Origin of the sequence: Tamlana flava (assembly GCF_041287255.1) — a bacterium.
Lineage (GTDB): Bacteria > Bacteroidota > Bacteroidia > Flavobacteriales > Flavobacteriaceae > Tamlana > Tamlana flava.
In genome coordinates, this window is sequence record NZ_JBGGTX010000001.1 from 374,738 (window position 1) to 391,774 (window position 17,037).

Here is a 17,037-nt window from a genome sequence, read left to right on the forward strand (position 1 = left end):
GGCACTGTACAACGTGCCAAAATTAAAAAGAAAACAAGAAATGATCTATTTAATGCTTGCCATATTAGTTGTTACCATTGCCCTCTTTGTTTGGGGAAAGTTTCCGCCAGACATTGTGGCATTGATATCTATGATTACGCTTTTCTTAACCGGCATTTTGGACGCTAAAGAAACCTTAAGTGGCTTTAGCAACCCAACAGTAATTATGATTGCCGCTCTGTTCATTATCGGTGAGGGAATTGCGCAAACCGGTTGGACCGCCCTTGCTGGTAAGAAATTTGTTGAATGGGCAGGAAAAAGCGTTCCTAAACTCTTGGTCATTGTAACACTTGGTGCCGGCGTTTTATCGGGTTTTGTTAGTAATACAGGTACTGTAGCTACGCTGATGCCTCTTACCATTTCATCTGCTTGGAGTATTGGCACATTGCCATCAAAAATGTTAATGCCCGTTGCTTTTGGTTCAAACACAGGCGGTTTATTGACATTAACCGGTACTCCTCCAAATATTATTGCAAGCAATGCTTTGATTGATGCAGGGTTTGAAGGTTTTTCATTTTTTGAATTCGGTCTTATTGGTGTTCCCTTACTCATCGTGGCCTTGTTATACTTTAGATATATAGGCTATAAATTATTGCCAAAAAACAAAACCAATAACAAACCGGTAAATATTGAATCTACCTTACACAATTGGATAGAAGCCTATAAAGTTGACACTGGTTACTACAGACTTCGTGTTCGATCTATTTCTCCATTGTTGAATACGCAACTAAAGGATTGGGACTTCGAAAAAAACTACAATGTATCCATCATTAGAATAAAAAGAAGACACCCTAACGTTCTAAAAAAGATACCAACGTTTATTGAATTTCCAGACCCAAATACCGAGTTTCTTTACCACGATATCATAACGGTTAAAGGAGAAACCGATGCCATCAATAAAATAATGATTACGTTCAGATTAGGTCTGTTACCCCTTGAACCCATCACTGATGAGCTTAAGCACAACTTAATCAATCAAGAGGTTGGCATGACTGAAGTAATTGTAAACCCAAACTCCATTTTGGTTGGAAGAAAATACAAACTAGGAGATTATTTTAAAAGATTTGGCATCCAACTTTTGGCAGCCTCAAGAAACAATAAAGCTTTACAGGAAAATGAAATTACCGTAAAAGCAGGAGATGCCTTTTTATTGAGAGGTAGTTGGGAACATATTGAAGACCTTAAAAACCAACATGAAAACTTAGTTATAATTGGAAGTCCTGAGGGTATGGCCAAAAATGTTGAAAACCTTAATACTAAATCATTCATTGCCATGGGTGCACTTATACTCATGATTGTATTAATGGTATTGAATGCTGTACCAGGTTCCATTGCAGCGCTAATTTCAGCTGGGGTTGTTCTTTTAACAGGTTGTGTGCCAATATCCAAAGCCTATAAAGGCATTAGCTGGACCAGTGTAGTTATGATTGCCGCCATGATACCCATGGGTATTGCACTACAAAAAACAGGTACTGCGCAAGTTATTGCAAACGGCTTGGTAGACTATTTAGGCTCAATACACCCCATTTTATTGTTGGGTGGTGTTTTCTTACTTACAACAACATTCAGTCAAGTAATAAACAACTCAGCTACTGCCGTACTTATGGCACCTATAGCCATACTTGCTGCCAGTTCACTGAATTTATCGCCAGCCCCATTTATGATTGTGGTTGCCATAAGCGCATCAACAGCTTTTTTAACACCAATTGGCACCACAACAAATGCCATGGTGATGACGGCTGGGGCTTATAAGTTTATGGACTACTTAAAAGTAGGTGCTCCGCTCCTATTATTCATTTTTATAATCACGTTGATATTAGTGCCTGTAATATGGCCATTTTAAAATAAATTTTAATAAGAACCTTAAAAATTAAATGACATGAAAGAATCAGCAACAGTAACTGCAGGTCCAGATTTAGAACAATATGGGCTGAAAAACGTAGATGTACATTGGAACCTATCGCCTGAAGAACTGCAAAAAATAACAGTTGAAAAAGGTATGGGAAGAGAAACCGCGAACGGAACACTTGCCATTAACACTGGTAAATTTACTGGGCGTTCACCTCAAGATAGATTTTTGGTAAAAGACGATTATACTGCAGATAAAGTTTGGTGGGGAAAAACTAACAAACCTGTATCTCCTGAGAATTTCGATAAACTTAAAAACGAAGTTCTAAAATACCTTTCTGGAAAAGAAATTTATGCAAGAGATGGATACGTTTGTGCCGAGCCAGAATTTCGTACAAATATTAGAACCATAACTGAATTCCCTTGGTCTAACCTATTTGTTTACAACATGTTCTTAAGACCAAGCGAAAAAGAATTGGAGAATTTTGAAGAAGATTGGTTGGTTATCGATGCACCGGGCTATGAATGTCCAGATCCTAAGGCATATGGTATTCGTCAAGGTAATTTCTCAATCATCAACTTCACCCAAAAAATAGCTTTGGTTGGTGGATCTGCTTACACAGGTGAAATGAAAAAGGGTATTTTCTCTGCATTAAACATGATTTTACCCGTTGAAAAAAATGTATTGCCTATGCACTGTTCAGCCAACGTTGGTAAATATGGCGATACTGCCATTTTCTTCGGATTATCTGGAACAGGAAAAACTACGCTTTCAGCAGACCCTGAAAGAAAGTTAATTGGAGATGACGAACATGGCTGGACCGCAGATAACACTATCTTTAACTTTGAAGGTGGATGCTACGCTAAAGTAATAGACCTTACAGAAGAAAAAGAACCAGATATTTTTAGAGCCATAAAACCAGGGGCCTTACTTGAAAATGTAGTGTTTAAAGATAATGGTGAACCAGATTATAAAGATAGCAGTATTACACAAAACACACGTGTAAGTTATCCTATCTACCATATTGACAACATTCAGGAAACCCTTTATGCCAATAACCCAAAGAACATTTTCTTCTTAACATGTGATGCCTTTGGTGTATTGCCTCCAGTATCAAAATTAACGCCTGGCCAAGCAGCATATCACTTTATTTCAGGGTATACCGCTAAAGTAGCTGGAACTGAAGCTGGAATTACCGAGCCTGTACCTTCGTTCTCAGCTTGTTTTGGTGAACCATTTATGCCATTGCACCCAACCGTTTACGGAGAAATGTTAAGCAAAAAAATGCAAGAAGCTGGTGTAAACGTATGGTTGATCAATACAGGATGGAGCGGCGGCGCTTATGGTGTTGGTTCTCGTATTAAATTGAAATACACAAGAGCCATGATTACCGCAATTCTTAACGGTGAACTGGACAATGTAGATTACGAGCAAAACTTTATTTTCGGCTTATTTATGCCTAAATACTGTCCTGGTGTGCCATCAGAGATTTTAGATCCGATGAACACTTGGTTACAAAAAGGTGCTTATGTGGGGAAAGCTATTCAATTGGCGCACTCATTTCACTTAAACTTTGAGAAATTCGCACAACAAGCATCCGAACAAATTATTGAAGGAGGTCCGCTAATTGATGAACACCATCATTTACACGAACACTTTTAATAGGTTCTTATTAACTTCAGAAGGAGCTCTAAAAGAGCTCCTTTTTAATTCTATAGATTTTATAAAGAAATTAGAATAGTTCACAGAACCCTTAAAGGAATTATGCAGCTTTTGGGCAGAGCTTCTTCTCATAAAAAACAATTATAATTCCTTGACATAACAAACCATACTTCCTTCCAATTCTTAGTATATTCGCAAAAAAAAATTCAAATGCTAAAAGCAATTATTTTTGATATGGATGGCGTTATTATTGATAGCGAGCCATTGCATATACGAGCTTATAATAATATGTTCAAAGAAGTTGGCATAAAGGTGTCCTCAGCACTTTATGAATCTTTTACCGGGCAATCTACCATCAATATCTGCAAACGTTTGTGCGACACTTTTAACTTAAACGAATCTCCAGAGGACTTAGTGGCTCTAAAACGTAAGCATTACAGACAGTTTTTTGATTCAGATTCTGATTTGGCGCTTATTAATGGTGTTTTAGATTTGATAAAAAGCTATCATGAAAACGGCCTAACCCTTGTATTAGGCTCATCTGCATCAATGGATGGCATTAACCTAATTTTTGAACGCTTTGATTTAAATAAATACTTTAAAGCCAAACTAAGTGGTGGTGATTTAAAACAGTCTAAACCGCACCCCGAGATTTTCATCAAGTCCGTTGAAGCTACTGGATTTCGCAAGGAAGAATGCATCGTTATTGAAGATTCTACCAATGGTGTAGAAGCCGCCAAAGCCGCCGGTATTTTTTGCGTTGGCTATGATAGCTTTCATTCTAAAAACCAAGATTATAGCAAGGCTGATTTGGTCATAGAGAACTTTGAAGATATAGCCTTTTCAAAAATCAAAAATATTTTAAATAAGTAAAAAATAGTTTTTCCCTATTTAATCCATCTTTCGATTCGCCCTTAAAAGCTTGTTTTGTTCTTCCATAAGTTCGTTTAGGTTAGAAAGCAATTCGATATCTTTTGGCGTGGCCACCGATGTGTCCTTGGAATCCTGTGCCTTGTTTTTCAATCGGTTCATAAACTTTACAACAATAAAAACGGTAAAACCAATAATTAGAAAATCAAGCACAACCTCGCCTAAAGCTCCATAACCAATGGCAACCTCATCGGTTAAAGTATTACCTGAGTCATCCAATACAGCATCTTTTAAAATAATACGTTTATCTTGGAAGTTTACACCGTTTGTCAGTAACGATAACGGAGGAAGAAAAACCTTTTTAACCAATACATCAATAACTTTATTAAATGCTGCACCAATTATTATACCTATGGCCATGTCTATCATATTGCCTTTTACAGCAAACTCTTTAAATTCCTTTATTAATTGCATAATCCTTGTTTTTATTTAAGTACAAAGATAAAAGTCAGCGCTGTATTCACCTATAAGTTAAACAATTGTTGTAACTTATATCACTTTTCACTCAAATCAAATGGAGTCCAGAGACCATTATAAAAACGGGGTAAATCCGAAAAACCAAAAGAGTAGGAACTAAAATTTAAGATTATGCCAAAATATGTAATCGAAAGAGAGATTCCAGGGGCTGGTGATTTAACTCCTGAACAATTAAAAGGAATTTCACAAACTTCTTGTGGAGTTTTAAGAGAATTAGGACCTGAAATACAATGGGTTCACAGCTATGTAGCTAATGATAAAATTTATTGTATATACAACGCACCCAATGAAGAAATGGTTCGTGAGCATGCAAAACGAGGTGGCTTTCCTTCTAATAAAGTCAGCAAAGTATTATCAATTATTGACCCTGTTACTGCTGAGTAATCCTGCGTTCATTAAAATTAAATTAAATCAATTCATATTTCTAAGACAACCTTAAAATCTTAATTACTGGTGGACAAGCTAATTGCAAATCCACCAGTAATCATTAATATTGGTAAATAAAAATCTGAGGGGATCAAAAAGAACGAAGAACTTAAAGTTTTAAATCCCATAAAACACAAACTACTTTTTGTAAAACTTGGCATAGCCTCGGTAACCAAAGAAACCAAGAATGGCAATAAGTAAGCAGGCAATGCTTATAAATTTCACGCTAACAATTTGGTCACCACTGGCATAACTGTGCAATCCGGCCAAATAGAAATTCACACCAAAATAGGTCATTAAAATACTGGAATATGCCACGATTGACATCAAGTTAAAAAACCATCGGCTACGCAACCCTGGCACTAAACGCATATGGATGACAAACGCGTAAACCATAATACTAATAAGCGCCCATGTTTCCTTTGGGTCCCAACCCCAATAACGTCCCCAACTTTCGTTGGCCCACATACCGCCTAAAAAGTTACCTATCGTAAGCATAACCAACCCAACAGTCAAGGCCATTTCAGTTATAATGGTCAACTCTTTGATATTTAAATCCATCTTTAGCCTGTTATTATGGGTGGTAACGGCCATCAATAACAAAGACACGACGCCCAAAATCATACCCAGTGTAAATGGCCCATAACTGGCTACAATTACCGCCACATGTATCATCAACCAATAGCTATTCAAAACAGGTTGCAAGTTAGCTATAGCAGGATCCATCCAATTCCAATGGGCAATCATTAAAATCATTGCGGTTACAAAAGCCGTTGAGGCAATGGTTAAATCGCTCTTTCTACCAAATGCCAAACCAAAAAACATCGTAGCCCAAGCCACGTAAATCATAGACTCATACGCATCACTCCACGGGGCGTGTCCAGAAATATACCAGCGTACAATCAAACCAGCGGTATGTAATACAAACAGACCGACTATAACCCATTTGAAAACATTTATCGAAATATTCAACAACTTACTTTTTTCATTAAATATTTGGACAATCAAGAGCACAAACATTAAAAACCCTGCATACAAATACCAACTGAACAGTTTTTTGAAAATATCATACTTGTTGTAAAGCACTTCGGTATTTATCTTTTTATCGGTGAGCATGACTTCACCTCCAAAGCGGTGCTGTGTTTTCTTGAATGCTTCAAGTAACTTTTCGGCTTCTGAAAAATCCCGAGTTTGTTTTGCCCGGTTTAAGGTGAACAAGTAGGTTTTAAACCCATTTCTAATAAAATTTCCATAAAGCGAATCTTGAACCTTTGAGGCGTCCATTCGGTAATCATAAGCCGAAATCCATTTATTATTTTCATCATCAGGAATCGGGAATATTTTTAAGGACATACCCTCGATAGTGTTATACATCAAACTGACTCGCTGGTCGGTTTCCTTGAATTCTTTCTGAAATCCATTAGGCACTTGAGCTTTATAGGCCTCATCTAAAAAGGGTCCTAAAATATACTCCCCTTTATTGGTGAAAAAATCTGCGAGAGCAACATATTTTTCAGATTTAGGAGCATTGATAAGATTTCTAATGGAATCACCCTTCTTAGGTTTTAAATAGATGATAGGAACATTGTACCAAAGCATGGGACTTTCTTGAATAGACAGAAACACTTGGTTGGCATCAAAATCTTCATAGATGTCATGCTTGCTCAATTTACGCAACATTTCTGAAGCATAGGTGTTTACGGGCATCATTCGTCCGCTTAAATCCTGAATCACCAAATGTCCAAATTTATCGGCATGCTCTTTCGGCGTGATATTGGCGCTTAAAATAGAATCAATTTGTGCTTTAGTGGTTTTAGTATGGTTATGGCCATCATCTGCCGTATGCTCTTGCGCAAAACCATGCAATCCAAAACATAAAAACAGAACCGTGAGCAACTTCGCTTTTTTGGCCTTTACTTCTTCAAGACGACGCTTTAAATCTCCAAATCGAGAATATTTACTAAATAGAATGGCCATCAACCCAAAATAGAGCATAAAATAACCGATGTAGGTTATCATGGTACCCCAAGAATCGTGGTTTACCGAAAGTATGGTTCCTTTTTCGTCGGAATCAAAGCTAGATTGGAAAAAACGATAACCGTCGTGGTCTAAAATATTGTTCATGTAAATTTTATAGTCAAAATCCTCAGTTCGGTCGTCAATTACGGTTACCTCGCTTGAGTAAGCAGAATAGCCGCGCTCAGTACCTGGATAACGCTCGGCTTCAAAATCATTTAACTTTATGGAAAAAGGCAATTCTAAAACCTTACTGCCATATTTAAAAGCAAAATCCAAACCACCAACTTTTATTTGCTCAAACTTTCCGTTTGATCCTTTTCCGCCTAATAACCCCAATTGCTTGGTTTCGCCATTTGTGGTAACGTTTAGCACCACACCATCTTGATCATTTTTAAGCAATTGTGATTTTTGAACAATATCAAAACGGCCCTTTACAACGGGCTTTGGAAACACCAATTGCATATTCCCGATAACATATCTGGAACGCAAATACAAAGGCTGTAAACTGTCCTTTACCAATTTTCCTTGAGCCATGGTTGCCATGGTCATATACTCACCTTCAAAAGGGGATTGAATACTCAACGAATCGTCTTGATAGGTAATGTTAATGGCTCCGCTAGTAGGTTTGTTCAACGCAAACAGCACATTATGAACGCTTGACACCTCTCCTACTTTTAAAAAGTGATTGTGTGGGCCTGATTGACCTGCCTCAACTACTTTGAGGTATTCCTCGCCAGTTTCATCGGGTATGATATCTTCTTCAGCACCAACAATAAATTTTACCAATTCAATGGTAACAGGCTGTTGGTTATATTTCGTTTCAATTTTAAATTCGTTTTCTAAACGTCCTGAAAAATCTACTTCACTTTCAATAGGCAATCGTTGTGGCATACCATCAATCATATAATCACCATCAATATAAGTTGTAATGTATGTTTTTTGCGAAAGAAAGGTATTTTCAGTAGCGCCTTCCCGAATGGCCATCATACCCTCAAAACTAAAATAGCGTGTTATAAAGGCACCCAACAGAATAAAAATAAACGCCAAGTGCAAAATAAAAGTCGCCCATTTTTCCTTTTTGTAAAGTCGGAATCTAAAAACATTCCCTGTAAAATTTATGACGAAAAATACCATAATGGCCTCGAACCACCAGGCATTGTAAATCAAGTTTCTAGTGTAAGGTGTTGGCGATGTTTCCTGCCCTGCATCTAAAAAAGTTCCCGTTGCCATGGCAGCAGCAAAAGCAATAAATAAAAAGGCAGTAAGCTTGGTTGAAAAAAATATATTGGCAAGTTTTTTTTGGATCATGAGACACCTGTTTTAAAGGTCGTGCAAATTTAGGGATTTAAGTTTATTTTGGGGTATTAAAGTGTTGGAAAAAAGCTAGAACCTAGAGACAAATATTGCCTACCGATTTCTCGCTTCAAAAATTTTTAGATACAGAAAAGTTCCCATTTTACGGGCGCGGTGTTTAGCATTTTCGGCGTAATCACCTTCAAAAAGTTCATCGATGGTTTGAAACCAAAGGTTTAGCCATAGTCCGAAATGAAGATCAGTAATACTGTGACTGTGTTCTTTATCCGCCCGAACATGGGCATCCAAAGGATTACCCAAATACTTAGTTTTTAAAAATAAACTGGATTCCCAAAAGGTGGTCAGTCGTTTCAAATGCGCATCCCAATCTTTTATCGTCTCATTAAAAAAAGGCCCTAGAACGCTATCCTGTCTCACTTTTTTGTAAAATAAGGAGACTAATAAATAGACATCTTCCCTATTTTTAATATCGCTTTTTTCCATGTTCAGTAAAGATAAAACAATCGGTTTTTAAATAAGCTTTTATTACCTATTTTAGCACTATGATTTCAGTCGTAATTCTTGGTGCCGGTAATGTGGCAACGCATTTATTTAAAGCTTTTCAAAAAACCGAAAACGTTTCTGTGGTTCAATGGTATAACAGAAGTTTAGATGCCATTAACCCATATAAAAATGATGTGGAAATCACCAGTAACCTGAGCCAACTTAAATCTGCGGATGTCTATATTTTGGCCGTCAGCGATGATGTTGTTGGCGAACTTTCTTCAAAATTACCTTTTGAAAACAGATTGGTGGTGCATACTTCAGGTAGCGTTGGCATTCATGATTTGGATAAAAAGCACAAACGTGGTGTATTGTACCCCTTGCAGTCTTTCAGCAAAACAGCTGAAATTGATTTTGCCAACGTTCCTATTTGCATTGAAACCATTGACAAAGAAGACTATCACGTTTTAAAGGAACTGGCAAAAAGTCTAGGAAGCCAAACAAAGCGTGTTAACAGCAACCAACGCAGAGTATTGCACTTAGCTGCTGTTTTTGTCAATAATTTTACAAATCAGCTTTACCGCATCGGGCATGAAATTACAGAAAGTGAAAGCGCAGAATTTGATTTATTGAAACCCTTGATTCTGGAAACGGCCAACAAAGTTCAGGAATTATCGCCTTATATGGCACAAACAGGTCCAGCCAAGCGCAACGACCAAAAAACAATAAAAAGGCATTTAACCCTTTTGGAAAAGGGACATCACAAAGAAGTTTACGAGCTGCTAACCAAATCAATACAACATACCCATGGAAGAAAAAAGCTATAAGGAATATTTAGAGCATATCACCACATTTATTTTTGACGTTGACGGTGTTTTAACCGACGGTACGGTTACCATTACTACCGATGGTGACATGTTAAGAACCATGAACACCAAAGATGGTTATGCCCTAAAAACGGCCATAAAACAAGGATTTAATATTTGCATTATTTCTGGTGGAACAAACGAAGGTGTACGGGTTAGATTAAATCATTTAGGTGTTGCCGATGTTTATTTGGGTGCGGACAATAAAATTGAACAGTTAAACGACTACTTAACTAAACGCCAAATAAAATCGGAAAACACTCTTTTTATGGGCGATGACATTCCTGATTTTCCGGTAATGAAAATGGTTGGATTACCTTGCTGCCCTCAGGATGCTGTGCCGGAAATTAAGGGTATTTCAAAATATATTTCACATAAAAAAGGAGGCAAAGGAGCTGTTCGTGATGTGATTGAGCAGGTTTTAAAAGTTCAAGGAAAATGGAGTGGCAATTATGGTGCTAAGTATGATTGAAACGTTTCAGATTTCAAGTTTTAGGTTAAACCATAAACTTGAAACCATAAACTTAAACCCATGAACCTCTTAAACCTCATCCGTTGGAAAAACCTTTTAATGATTGTCCTTGTGCAAATGTTAATCAAATATGCTTTGTTGGAACCTTTTGGTGTTCAAACAGCTTTGGATGGCTTGGGTATTTCACTTTTAATTATTGCCACCGTCTGTATTGCAGCAGCAGGAAATATCATCAACGATATTTACGATGTTGAGACTGATAGCATCAACAAACCAGATAAGGTAATTATTGGTAAAACCATTTCCGAAAAAACAGCGTACAACTTCTTCATTGCCTTCAATTTAATTGGCGTTGCCTTTGGTTTTTATTTATCACACAAAATTGGCAGAGCGCCATTTTTCTCGATATTTGTTATTATTTCAATCCTGCTTTATGTTTATGCTTCTTATTTAAAACGTACCTTACTGATTGGAAACTTTGTCATTTCCGTTTTAGTTGCGCTAAGCATAATTGTTGTTGGTGTTTTTGAACTTCTCCCCACTTTAAATTCTGGGAATAGAGTGACGCAAGTTCTATTTTTTAAAGTCATTCTAGATTGCGCTTTGTTTGCCTTCGCAATTAATTTTTTGCGTGAAATAGCTAAAGACATTGAGGATATTGATGGCGATTATAAAACCCAAATGAACACCCTACCCTTAGCAATTGGCAGGGAACGGGCCAAAAACATATTATCCATTTTAAACTTTGTTCCGTTGGGCGCTTTAATATTTTATGTGAATTCAAATTTTTACAAACAGCCCATTGCCGTTGGCTATTTATTGCTCTTTGTGGTTGGGCCACTCATCTATATCGTTATAAAAACCTTTAGTGCGAAATTGAAATCGGACTTCCGTCACTTGAGCACCATGTACAAATGGACCATGCTTTTTGGAATGCTTTCATTACTTTTATACAAGTTTGTAATTCTGAATTAATGTTCAACGAAAAACTAAAAAACCATCATATCATATTGGCTTCAGGTTCACCTAGAAGACAAAAGCTTTTAAAAAATTTGGGGATTCCTTTCGAAATTCGCCTAAAACCCATCAAAGAAGAGTATCCCGATCGGTTAACGCATTTTGAAATCAGTGATTATCTGGCACAGCTCAAGGCCATACCGTTTATAAACGAATTGCAAACAAAAGACATCCTCATTACCAGCGATACCATAGTTTGGCATAACAATAAGGCCTTGGGGAAACCTGTTGATACCGATGATGCATTCCGTATTTTAAAATCTTTGAGCAACAGCACCCACGAGGTTATTACATCGGTTTGCTTTACCACCACTGCATTTGAAAAAACCATATACGACATCACCAAAGTTACATTTAAGGAACTGACAGACGAAGAAATACTGTACTACATAGAAACCTGCAAACCTTTTGATAAGGCAGGTGCTTATGGCATTCAAGAATGGATTGGCGAAATAGGTGTCACTAAAATTGAAGGTTCTTACTTCAACGTTATGGGGCTGCCCGTCCATTTAGTTTACAAAGCCCTAAATGCCATTGCAGAACTTTCCTAAGGTTACAGTTTCATTAAAAAAGTACAAAAAGTAAACTTATTTAAAAGCTTTAAAAATTATTTTGAGTGTATCTTTGTATAAAATTATACATCTAACCCTATGTTTTTAAATTTCTTGAAAACCTACCAAGATGAGTTAATCATCACTGGTATTATACTTCTTTCATTACTCATTATTCGTTACATCACGCATTTTACCATTACTAAGGTAGCCAGAAAAAACGATATCAATGAAGCCAGAATCCGCTTGATCAGAAGATACATTACAGTAACCTTATTTCTGGTGGCACTGCTACTGGAATCGTTTGTTTTTGGTACAGAGTTTAAAGAAATAGCCGTCGTTTTCTCATCCATTTTTGCGGTTATAGGTATAGGCTTGTTCGCCATTTGGTCCATTTTAAGCAATATTACTTCGGGAATCATCATGTTTTTTAATTTCCCCTATAAGGTTGGCGATAAGATAAAAATACATGACAACGATTTTCCTGTTACAGCTATTATTGAGGATATTCGTGCCTTTCAATTGCATTTGCGCATGGACAACGGCGACTTGGTAACCTACCCTAATAACCTGATGCTTCAAAAGGCCGTTACACTTTTAGAAAAGGATGCCATTGATGACCCTGTGGAAGACGATTCCGAGGCTGTGTAAATAAATCTAATCTAATTTTTCAATAGTCAATTGCATATTTCCTATATTTAAAGGAGAATAACTACAATGGCTAAAACAAGAAAATACTTTTCCAAAAAAAAAATAGGTCAAGCGCCGGGAAGCATCATCTACACCGGTGAAAAAGAATCACAAAAGCTTTTTATCGATGCCTTTGATTATACCAAGGATACCTGTATTGAGCGCGAACTGGTAAATGTTGAAGAATGTTTTGACTTTGAAGAAGGCACCATTACTTGGATAAACATCAACGGTTTAAGCCATGTAGATGCCATTGCAAAAATTGGCGAGCATTATGAGCTTCACCCCTTGGTACTTGAGGATATCGTGAACATTTCGCAGCGCCCGAAGATTGACGAATACGAAGATTATTTGTTTGTTGTGCTTAAAATGTTGTATTACGACCCCAGCGAAAAAATAGTTTCGGAACAGGTAAGCTTTATACTTGGACCAGAATACGTGTTGTCGTTTCAAGAATCTGAAGGCGATGTTTTCGATAGCGTTAGGGAACGTATTAGGCATGGCAAAGGTCGGGTTCGCAGCATGAATGCCGATTATCTATTGTATGTGCTGATTGATGCCATTGTGGACCATTATTTTAGCGTGATTGAAATTTTGGGCGATAAAATTGAAGATTTTGAAACGGCCATTTTTTCAGGTGATGTCAGTAAAGGAGACATCAGCCAAGACATACAAAACCTAAAACGTGAAATTTTAAGAGTACGCCGTGCTATATTTCCGCTTCGTGAGGTAGTCAGCCGTATTGAAAAAGATCAAAACAACTTAATTCACGAAAAAACGCTCACCTTTTACCGCGATGTTTACGACCATTTGATACAGGTATCGGAAAATATTGATATTTACCGTGAAATGATTTGGAGTTTAATGGACATGTACATGACCACCATTAGCAACAAAATGAACGAGGTAATGAAAGTACTCACCATTATGGCCTCCATTTTTATACCCCTTACCTTTATAGCGGGTATTTACGGTATGAATTTCGAGTACATACCAGAACTGCAATACAGATATTCCTATTTTATTCTTTGGGGCGTCATGATTGTTCTTTTTATATCCATGCTTATTTATTTTAAGCGAAAAAAATGGTTATAAAAATGTACTGATTTACTTATATTAATACAAGAAATATAATGTATTTAAACGTAATTGCTTTTAGCCAAACCGCTGAGCGTCATGCGGAAAAGAATAAACTAGAGAGTAAAATTAAAATGGAGTAGCCGAAAACCAACCAGAGTAGGCATTTATTAAAAATTTGATAAAATGAAACCAATACGACAAATTTTAATGCTTCTATTATTTTCCCTTTCGTTATCAACTTTATTCAATTGTAAACAACAAAGTGGTTCTTCAGAGGAAACAGAATTGTCCAAATCAGCAACCATTGAAGAACTCGGACAAATGAACCGATATTTTGCAAATGCTTTAACTGCTAAAGATGCATTGGCTGCGGCTAATCTATATGGCGAAAATGCCTCCCTATTACCTCCTAACGAGCCTATAGTTAAGGGGAGAGCTAACATACAAGCTTATTGGCAAGGAGCTATTGATGCAGGTATAATTGATGCAACTGTAAAAACAATTGATGCTAAAAGTGATGGCGATTTAGGATATGAGGTTGGTACATTTACCTTGCGTTTTCTCGGAGCAGAAAATGATACCATAGTAGAAATAGGAAAATACATCGAAATATTGGAACGGAATGAGGATGGCAAGTGGATTTCCACTTATGGAATGTGGAGTAGTAATGAGTCAGCACCAAATCAATAAAAACACAATCGAACAATATTGGCTATAAGCCATTGCTACATGAAAAATACACTATATTTAGTTTACCCAAAAAGTGCAGAATCTGGAACAATAGAAACGCTTCCAAAAACTGATGGAATGAAGCTTGTACAAGAAGATGATTTTTTAAAAAACCATTGTGATGTAGCCGACTCCGGTAAAGTATGCATTACCTCTGAAGCTTCTCTTGAAAGTATTCTTAAATGTATCAAGGATAAATCTAAAATAGAAGGAATAGTCGCTATGAAAGACAAGCATTTATTTCGTGACTTATTGAAAGAAATGTTTCCATCAATTAATTATCACTTAATTTCATTTCAAGATATTGAAACGTTAAAAATATCAACGAAAAAAATCATAAAGCCTATTAAAGGATGCTTTGGAACTGCCGTAAAAACTATAGATAAAAACAGTAATCTTGATAAGATTGCCCAAGAAATAAAATCTGAAGTTCAAAAGAACTCAATTGTCCTTTCAGAAAGTGTTCTTTCTCAAAGTGAATTTATTGTTGAAGATTATATAGAAGGAGAGGAATATGCAGTAGATATGTTTTATGACTCAAATGGTCAAGCTCATATTGTAAATATATATTTTCATCCGATTCCCAAACATGTAGAATATTTACATATGATATACTACACTAGCAAAGCAATATTTAAAAAAATTTATGCTCGTGCTATAGCATTTTTTAATCGACTAAATGAAAAATTGCAATTGAAAAATGTAGCACTTCATTCAGAATTCAGACTTTCAGACAAACTAGTACCCATAGAAATAAATTCTATGCGCTTTGGAGGAATGGGTTTGGGAAATATGATATACCATAGTCTAAAAGTTAATCCATATCAGTTTTTTATTGAAGAAAAGAGTCCTGATTGGAAAGAAATATGGAAGCATTATCCTGAAAGTAATTTTGCATTCTTAATAGCTTATAATGGAACGCAAATAGATAAGTCAAGGCAAAAGCCCAATTTGGAAAAGCTGGAAAGCGAGTTTACCAAAATTCTCAATAAAACAGTCTTTGATTACCAAAAACAACTTGCATTTGGCACCTATACACTTGAGGAAGACTTCGAAAATATTAACAAATTATTGCGAATTGATTTTAATGATTATTACGAAAAAATAAAGTAAACAGCTTGTAACATGGCATAAATGGTTGTGTCGGCTAAGTGCCTCCTCGCCACATATGCAAAATGTTAGCTAAAACTAAAACCATTTAAAATGACTAAAAATTTGTTGCTCCTTTTTTCGCTTATTTTTAACATCTGCATTTCCTATGGACAAAAGAATATTTCTTGGAAATTCAAAACTGATGGCAGAATTTATTCAACTCCAAAAATCGATAATAATATTCTTTATTTCGGAAGTGGCGATCAACATATTTATGCATTAGACGCCGAAACAGGGAAATTATTATGGAAATTCAAGACAGCAGGAAAAGTTCATTCTTCACCTGATACTAATGATAATAATGTTTTTTTTTCAAGTACAGATGGTAATGTTTATTGTCTTAATAAAACAACGGGCAATCTTGTATGGAAATTTGAATCTGAAGGGGAAAAACAACATGGGTTATGGGACTATTACCTATCTTCTCCAAAGGTAGAAGACAATATCTTATATTGGGGTTCTGGAGACAGCAATATTTATGCTATAAATTCAATAAATGGTAAAGTAATTTGGAAATATAAAACAAATGATATCGTGCATGCGGATCCAGTAATCTATGAAGAGGGGGTATACATAGGAAGTTTTGATGGCCATTTGTATAAGCTGAATAAATATAATGGAGCACTTGTCTGGAAATTTAAAACAATAGGCGCAGCTTATTTCCCAAAAGGCGAAATTCAAAAAAAAGTAACCATTCATAATGGCCGAGTTTATTTTGGTAGTCGAGATTACAATCTATATGTCGTGGACGCAAAAAACGGAAAAGGTGTATGGAACTACCGACAACCTAAAGGATGGGTCATTTCAACTCCCACCATATATCAGGAATTTGTCTATTTTGGTTCTTCTGATGGGCATACATTCTATTGTTTTGATATCAACTCTACAAATAAAAAATGGGAGATACCTACAAATATGCGTACTTACTCTCAGGCCACATGGTTTAGAGATGAAATCCTATTTAGCACATTTGATGGTAAAATAGTTAGTGTAAATTACAAAACAGGGAGTCAAAACTGGGAGTTTCAAACCGATGCAAGCAAAAAAAATTATAGCAAAATATATAAAGCAGATGGTACTTTTCAAGATGATTTTAAATTGTATGGAGAAGATTATTTAGAATCAGAGAAGATGATTCATAACTTAGGCTCCATATTATCTGACCCCATTTTGCATAGTAACAAGCTATATTTTGGGAGTTCTGATGGAAACTTATATGCATTAATACTTGAATAAGATTAGCTAACATCGTTTAAAGTGCACACCCTCGCGATACGCACC

16 protein-coding genes are annotated in these 17,037 nt (G+C 36.3%); 13 read left to right on the top strand and 3 right to left on the bottom strand.

Features of this window, described 5'->3' with window-relative positions:
• Positions 1–40 precede the first annotated feature (40 nt).
• The 3 genes from ACB104_RS01480 (at position 41) to ACB104_RS01490 (ending at position 4,423) form a co-directional block, all read left to right on the top strand.
• On the top strand, positions 41–1,882 hold the full coding sequence (locus tag ACB104_RS01480; RefSeq protein ID WP_370476505.1) for an SLC13 family permease: 1,842 nt from the start codon (positions 41–43) through the stop codon (positions 1,880–1,882).
• Between the two features lie 36 nt (positions 1,883–1,918).
• Positions 1,919–3,550, top strand: a complete 1,632-nt coding sequence (gene pckA / locus ACB104_RS01485) for a phosphoenolpyruvate carboxykinase (ATP) (RefSeq protein WP_370476506.1) — start codon at positions 1,919–1,921, stop codon at positions 3,548–3,550.
• A 210-nt stretch (positions 3,551–3,760) separates the two neighbouring features.
• Positions 3,761–4,423 carry an HAD family hydrolase gene (locus ACB104_RS01490; RefSeq protein ID WP_370476507.1) on the top strand — a complete coding sequence of 221 codons (663 nt, stop codon included), beginning with the start codon at positions 3,761–3,763 and terminating at the stop codon, positions 4,421–4,423.
• Between the two features lie 18 nt (positions 4,424–4,441).
• Here ACB104_RS01490 and mscL read toward each other — a convergent pair whose 3' ends face one another.
• A complete protein-coding gene (mscL, locus tag ACB104_RS01495; RefSeq protein WP_370476508.1) occupies positions 4,442–4,894 on the bottom strand; it encodes a large conductance mechanosensitive channel protein MscL in 453 nt (150 codons plus the stop codon).
• 174 nt (positions 4,895–5,068) lie between these two features.
• Between mscL and ACB104_RS01500 the strand changes: the two genes are divergently transcribed.
• Complete coding sequence (locus tag ACB104_RS01500) at positions 5,069–5,341, top strand: DUF4242 domain-containing protein (RefSeq protein WP_370476509.1); 273 nt, start codon at positions 5,069–5,071, stop codon at positions 5,339–5,341.
• 180 nt (positions 5,342–5,521) lie between these two features.
• On the opposite strand, the gene ACB104_RS01505 is transcribed toward ACB104_RS01500, so the two are convergent.
• Positions 5,522–8,710, bottom strand: a complete 3,189-nt coding sequence (locus ACB104_RS01505; RefSeq protein ID WP_370476510.1) for a cytochrome c biogenesis protein — start codon at positions 8,708–8,710, stop codon at positions 5,522–5,524.
• Between the two features lie 99 nt (positions 8,711–8,809).
• Entirely contained in the window at positions 8,810–9,199 is a 390-nt protein-coding gene (locus tag ACB104_RS01510; protein ID WP_370476511.1) for a group III truncated hemoglobin, read from the bottom strand.
• Between the two features lie 59 nt (positions 9,200–9,258).
• Here ACB104_RS01510 and ACB104_RS01515 point away from each other — a divergent pair, with 59 nt between their 5' ends.
• From ACB104_RS01515 to ACB104_RS01555, 9 genes are all read left to right on the top strand, one after another.
• Positions 9,259–10,026: a Rossmann-like and DUF2520 domain-containing protein gene (locus tag ACB104_RS01515; protein ID WP_370476512.1), complete on the top strand. Its 768-nt coding sequence runs from the start codon at positions 9,259–9,261 to the stop codon at positions 10,024–10,026.
• Entirely contained in the window at positions 10,007–10,537 is a 531-nt protein-coding gene (locus ACB104_RS01520) for a KdsC family phosphatase (RefSeq protein WP_370476513.1), read from the top strand. Before ACB104_RS01515 ends, ACB104_RS01520 begins: the two co-directional genes overlap by 20 nt.
• A gap of 60 nt (positions 10,538–10,597) precedes the next feature.
• Positions 10,598–11,512: a geranylgeranylglycerol-phosphate geranylgeranyltransferase gene (locus ACB104_RS01525; RefSeq protein ID WP_370476514.1), complete on the top strand. Its 915-nt coding sequence runs from the start codon at positions 10,598–10,600 to the stop codon at positions 11,510–11,512.
• Positions 11,512–12,105 carry a Maf-like protein gene (locus ACB104_RS01530; RefSeq protein WP_370476515.1) on the top strand — a complete coding sequence of 198 codons (594 nt, stop codon included), beginning with the start codon at positions 11,512–11,514 and terminating at the stop codon, positions 12,103–12,105. The genes ACB104_RS01525 and ACB104_RS01530 overlap by 1 nt, the downstream gene beginning before the upstream one ends.
• Positions 12,106–12,204: 99 nt before the next feature.
• A complete protein-coding gene (locus ACB104_RS01535; protein ID WP_370476516.1) occupies positions 12,205–12,756 on the top strand; it encodes a mechanosensitive ion channel domain-containing protein in 552 nt (183 codons plus the stop codon).
• Positions 12,757–12,822: 66 nt separating this feature from the next.
• Entirely contained in the window at positions 12,823–13,890 is a 1,068-nt protein-coding gene (corA, locus tag ACB104_RS01540) for a magnesium/cobalt transporter CorA (RefSeq protein WP_370476517.1), read from the top strand.
• Positions 13,891–14,058: 168 nt separating this feature from the next.
• Positions 14,059–14,565, top strand: a complete 507-nt coding sequence (locus ACB104_RS01545) for a YybH family protein (RefSeq protein ID WP_370476518.1) — start codon at positions 14,059–14,061, stop codon at positions 14,563–14,565.
• 39 nt (positions 14,566–14,604) lie between these two features.
• Entirely contained in the window at positions 14,605–15,717 is a 1,113-nt protein-coding gene (locus ACB104_RS01550; RefSeq protein WP_370476519.1) for an ATP-grasp domain-containing protein, read from the top strand.
• A 90-nt stretch (positions 15,718–15,807) separates the two neighbouring features.
• Complete coding sequence (locus tag ACB104_RS01555; protein ID WP_370476520.1) at positions 15,808–16,992, top strand: outer membrane protein assembly factor BamB family protein; 1,185 nt, start codon at positions 15,808–15,810, stop codon at positions 16,990–16,992.
• Positions 16,993–17,037 lie beyond the last annotated feature (45 nt).

What these genes read in the sequence shown, in the direction of transcription:
- ACB104_RS01505 (WP_370476510.1), bottom strand. Translation starts at nt 8,710, where the DNA reads ATGATCCAAAAAAAACTTGCCAATATATTTTTTTCAACCAAGCTTACT.
- ACB104_RS01555 (WP_370476520.1), top strand. Translation starts at nt 15,808, where the DNA reads ATGACTAAAAATTTGTTGCTCCTTTTTTCGCTTATTTTTAACATCTGC.
- pckA (WP_370476506.1), top strand. Translation starts at nt 1,919, where the DNA reads ATGAAAGAATCAGCAACAGTAACTGCAGGTCCAGATTTAGAACAATAT.
- ACB104_RS01550 (WP_370476519.1), top strand. Translation starts at nt 14,605, where the DNA reads ATGAAAAATACACTATATTTAGTTTACCCAAAAAGTGCAGAATCTGGA.
- ACB104_RS01545 (WP_370476518.1), top strand. Translation starts at nt 14,059, where the DNA reads ATGAAACCAATACGACAAATTTTAATGCTTCTATTATTTTCCCTTTCG.
- ACB104_RS01510 (WP_370476511.1), bottom strand. Translation starts at nt 9,199, where the DNA reads ATGGAAAAAAGCGATATTAAAAATAGGGAAGATGTCTATTTATTAGTC.
- ACB104_RS01480 (WP_370476505.1), top strand. Translation starts at nt 41, where the DNA reads ATGATCTATTTAATGCTTGCCATATTAGTTGTTACCATTGCCCTCTTT.
- ACB104_RS01535 (WP_370476516.1), top strand. Translation starts at nt 12,205, where the DNA reads ATGTTTTTAAATTTCTTGAAAACCTACCAAGATGAGTTAATCATCACT.
- ACB104_RS01520 (WP_370476513.1), top strand. Translation starts at nt 10,007, where the DNA reads ATGGAAGAAAAAAGCTATAAGGAATATTTAGAGCATATCACCACATTT.
- mscL (WP_370476508.1), bottom strand. Translation starts at nt 4,894, where the DNA reads ATGCAATTAATAAAGGAATTTAAAGAGTTTGCTGTAAAAGGCAATATG.
- ACB104_RS01515 (WP_370476512.1), top strand. Translation starts at nt 9,259, where the DNA reads ATGATTTCAGTCGTAATTCTTGGTGCCGGTAATGTGGCAACGCATTTA.
- ACB104_RS01530 (WP_370476515.1), top strand. Translation starts at nt 11,512, where the DNA reads ATGTTCAACGAAAAACTAAAAAACCATCATATCATATTGGCTTCAGGT.
- ACB104_RS01525 (WP_370476514.1), top strand. Translation starts at nt 10,598, where the DNA reads ATGAACCTCTTAAACCTCATCCGTTGGAAAAACCTTTTAATGATTGTC.
- ACB104_RS01500 (WP_370476509.1), top strand. Translation starts at nt 5,069, where the DNA reads ATGCCAAAATATGTAATCGAAAGAGAGATTCCAGGGGCTGGTGATTTA.
- ACB104_RS01490 (WP_370476507.1), top strand. Translation starts at nt 3,761, where the DNA reads ATGCTAAAAGCAATTATTTTTGATATGGATGGCGTTATTATTGATAGC.
- corA (WP_370476517.1), top strand. Translation starts at nt 12,823, where the DNA reads ATGGCTAAAACAAGAAAATACTTTTCCAAAAAAAAAATAGGTCAAGCG.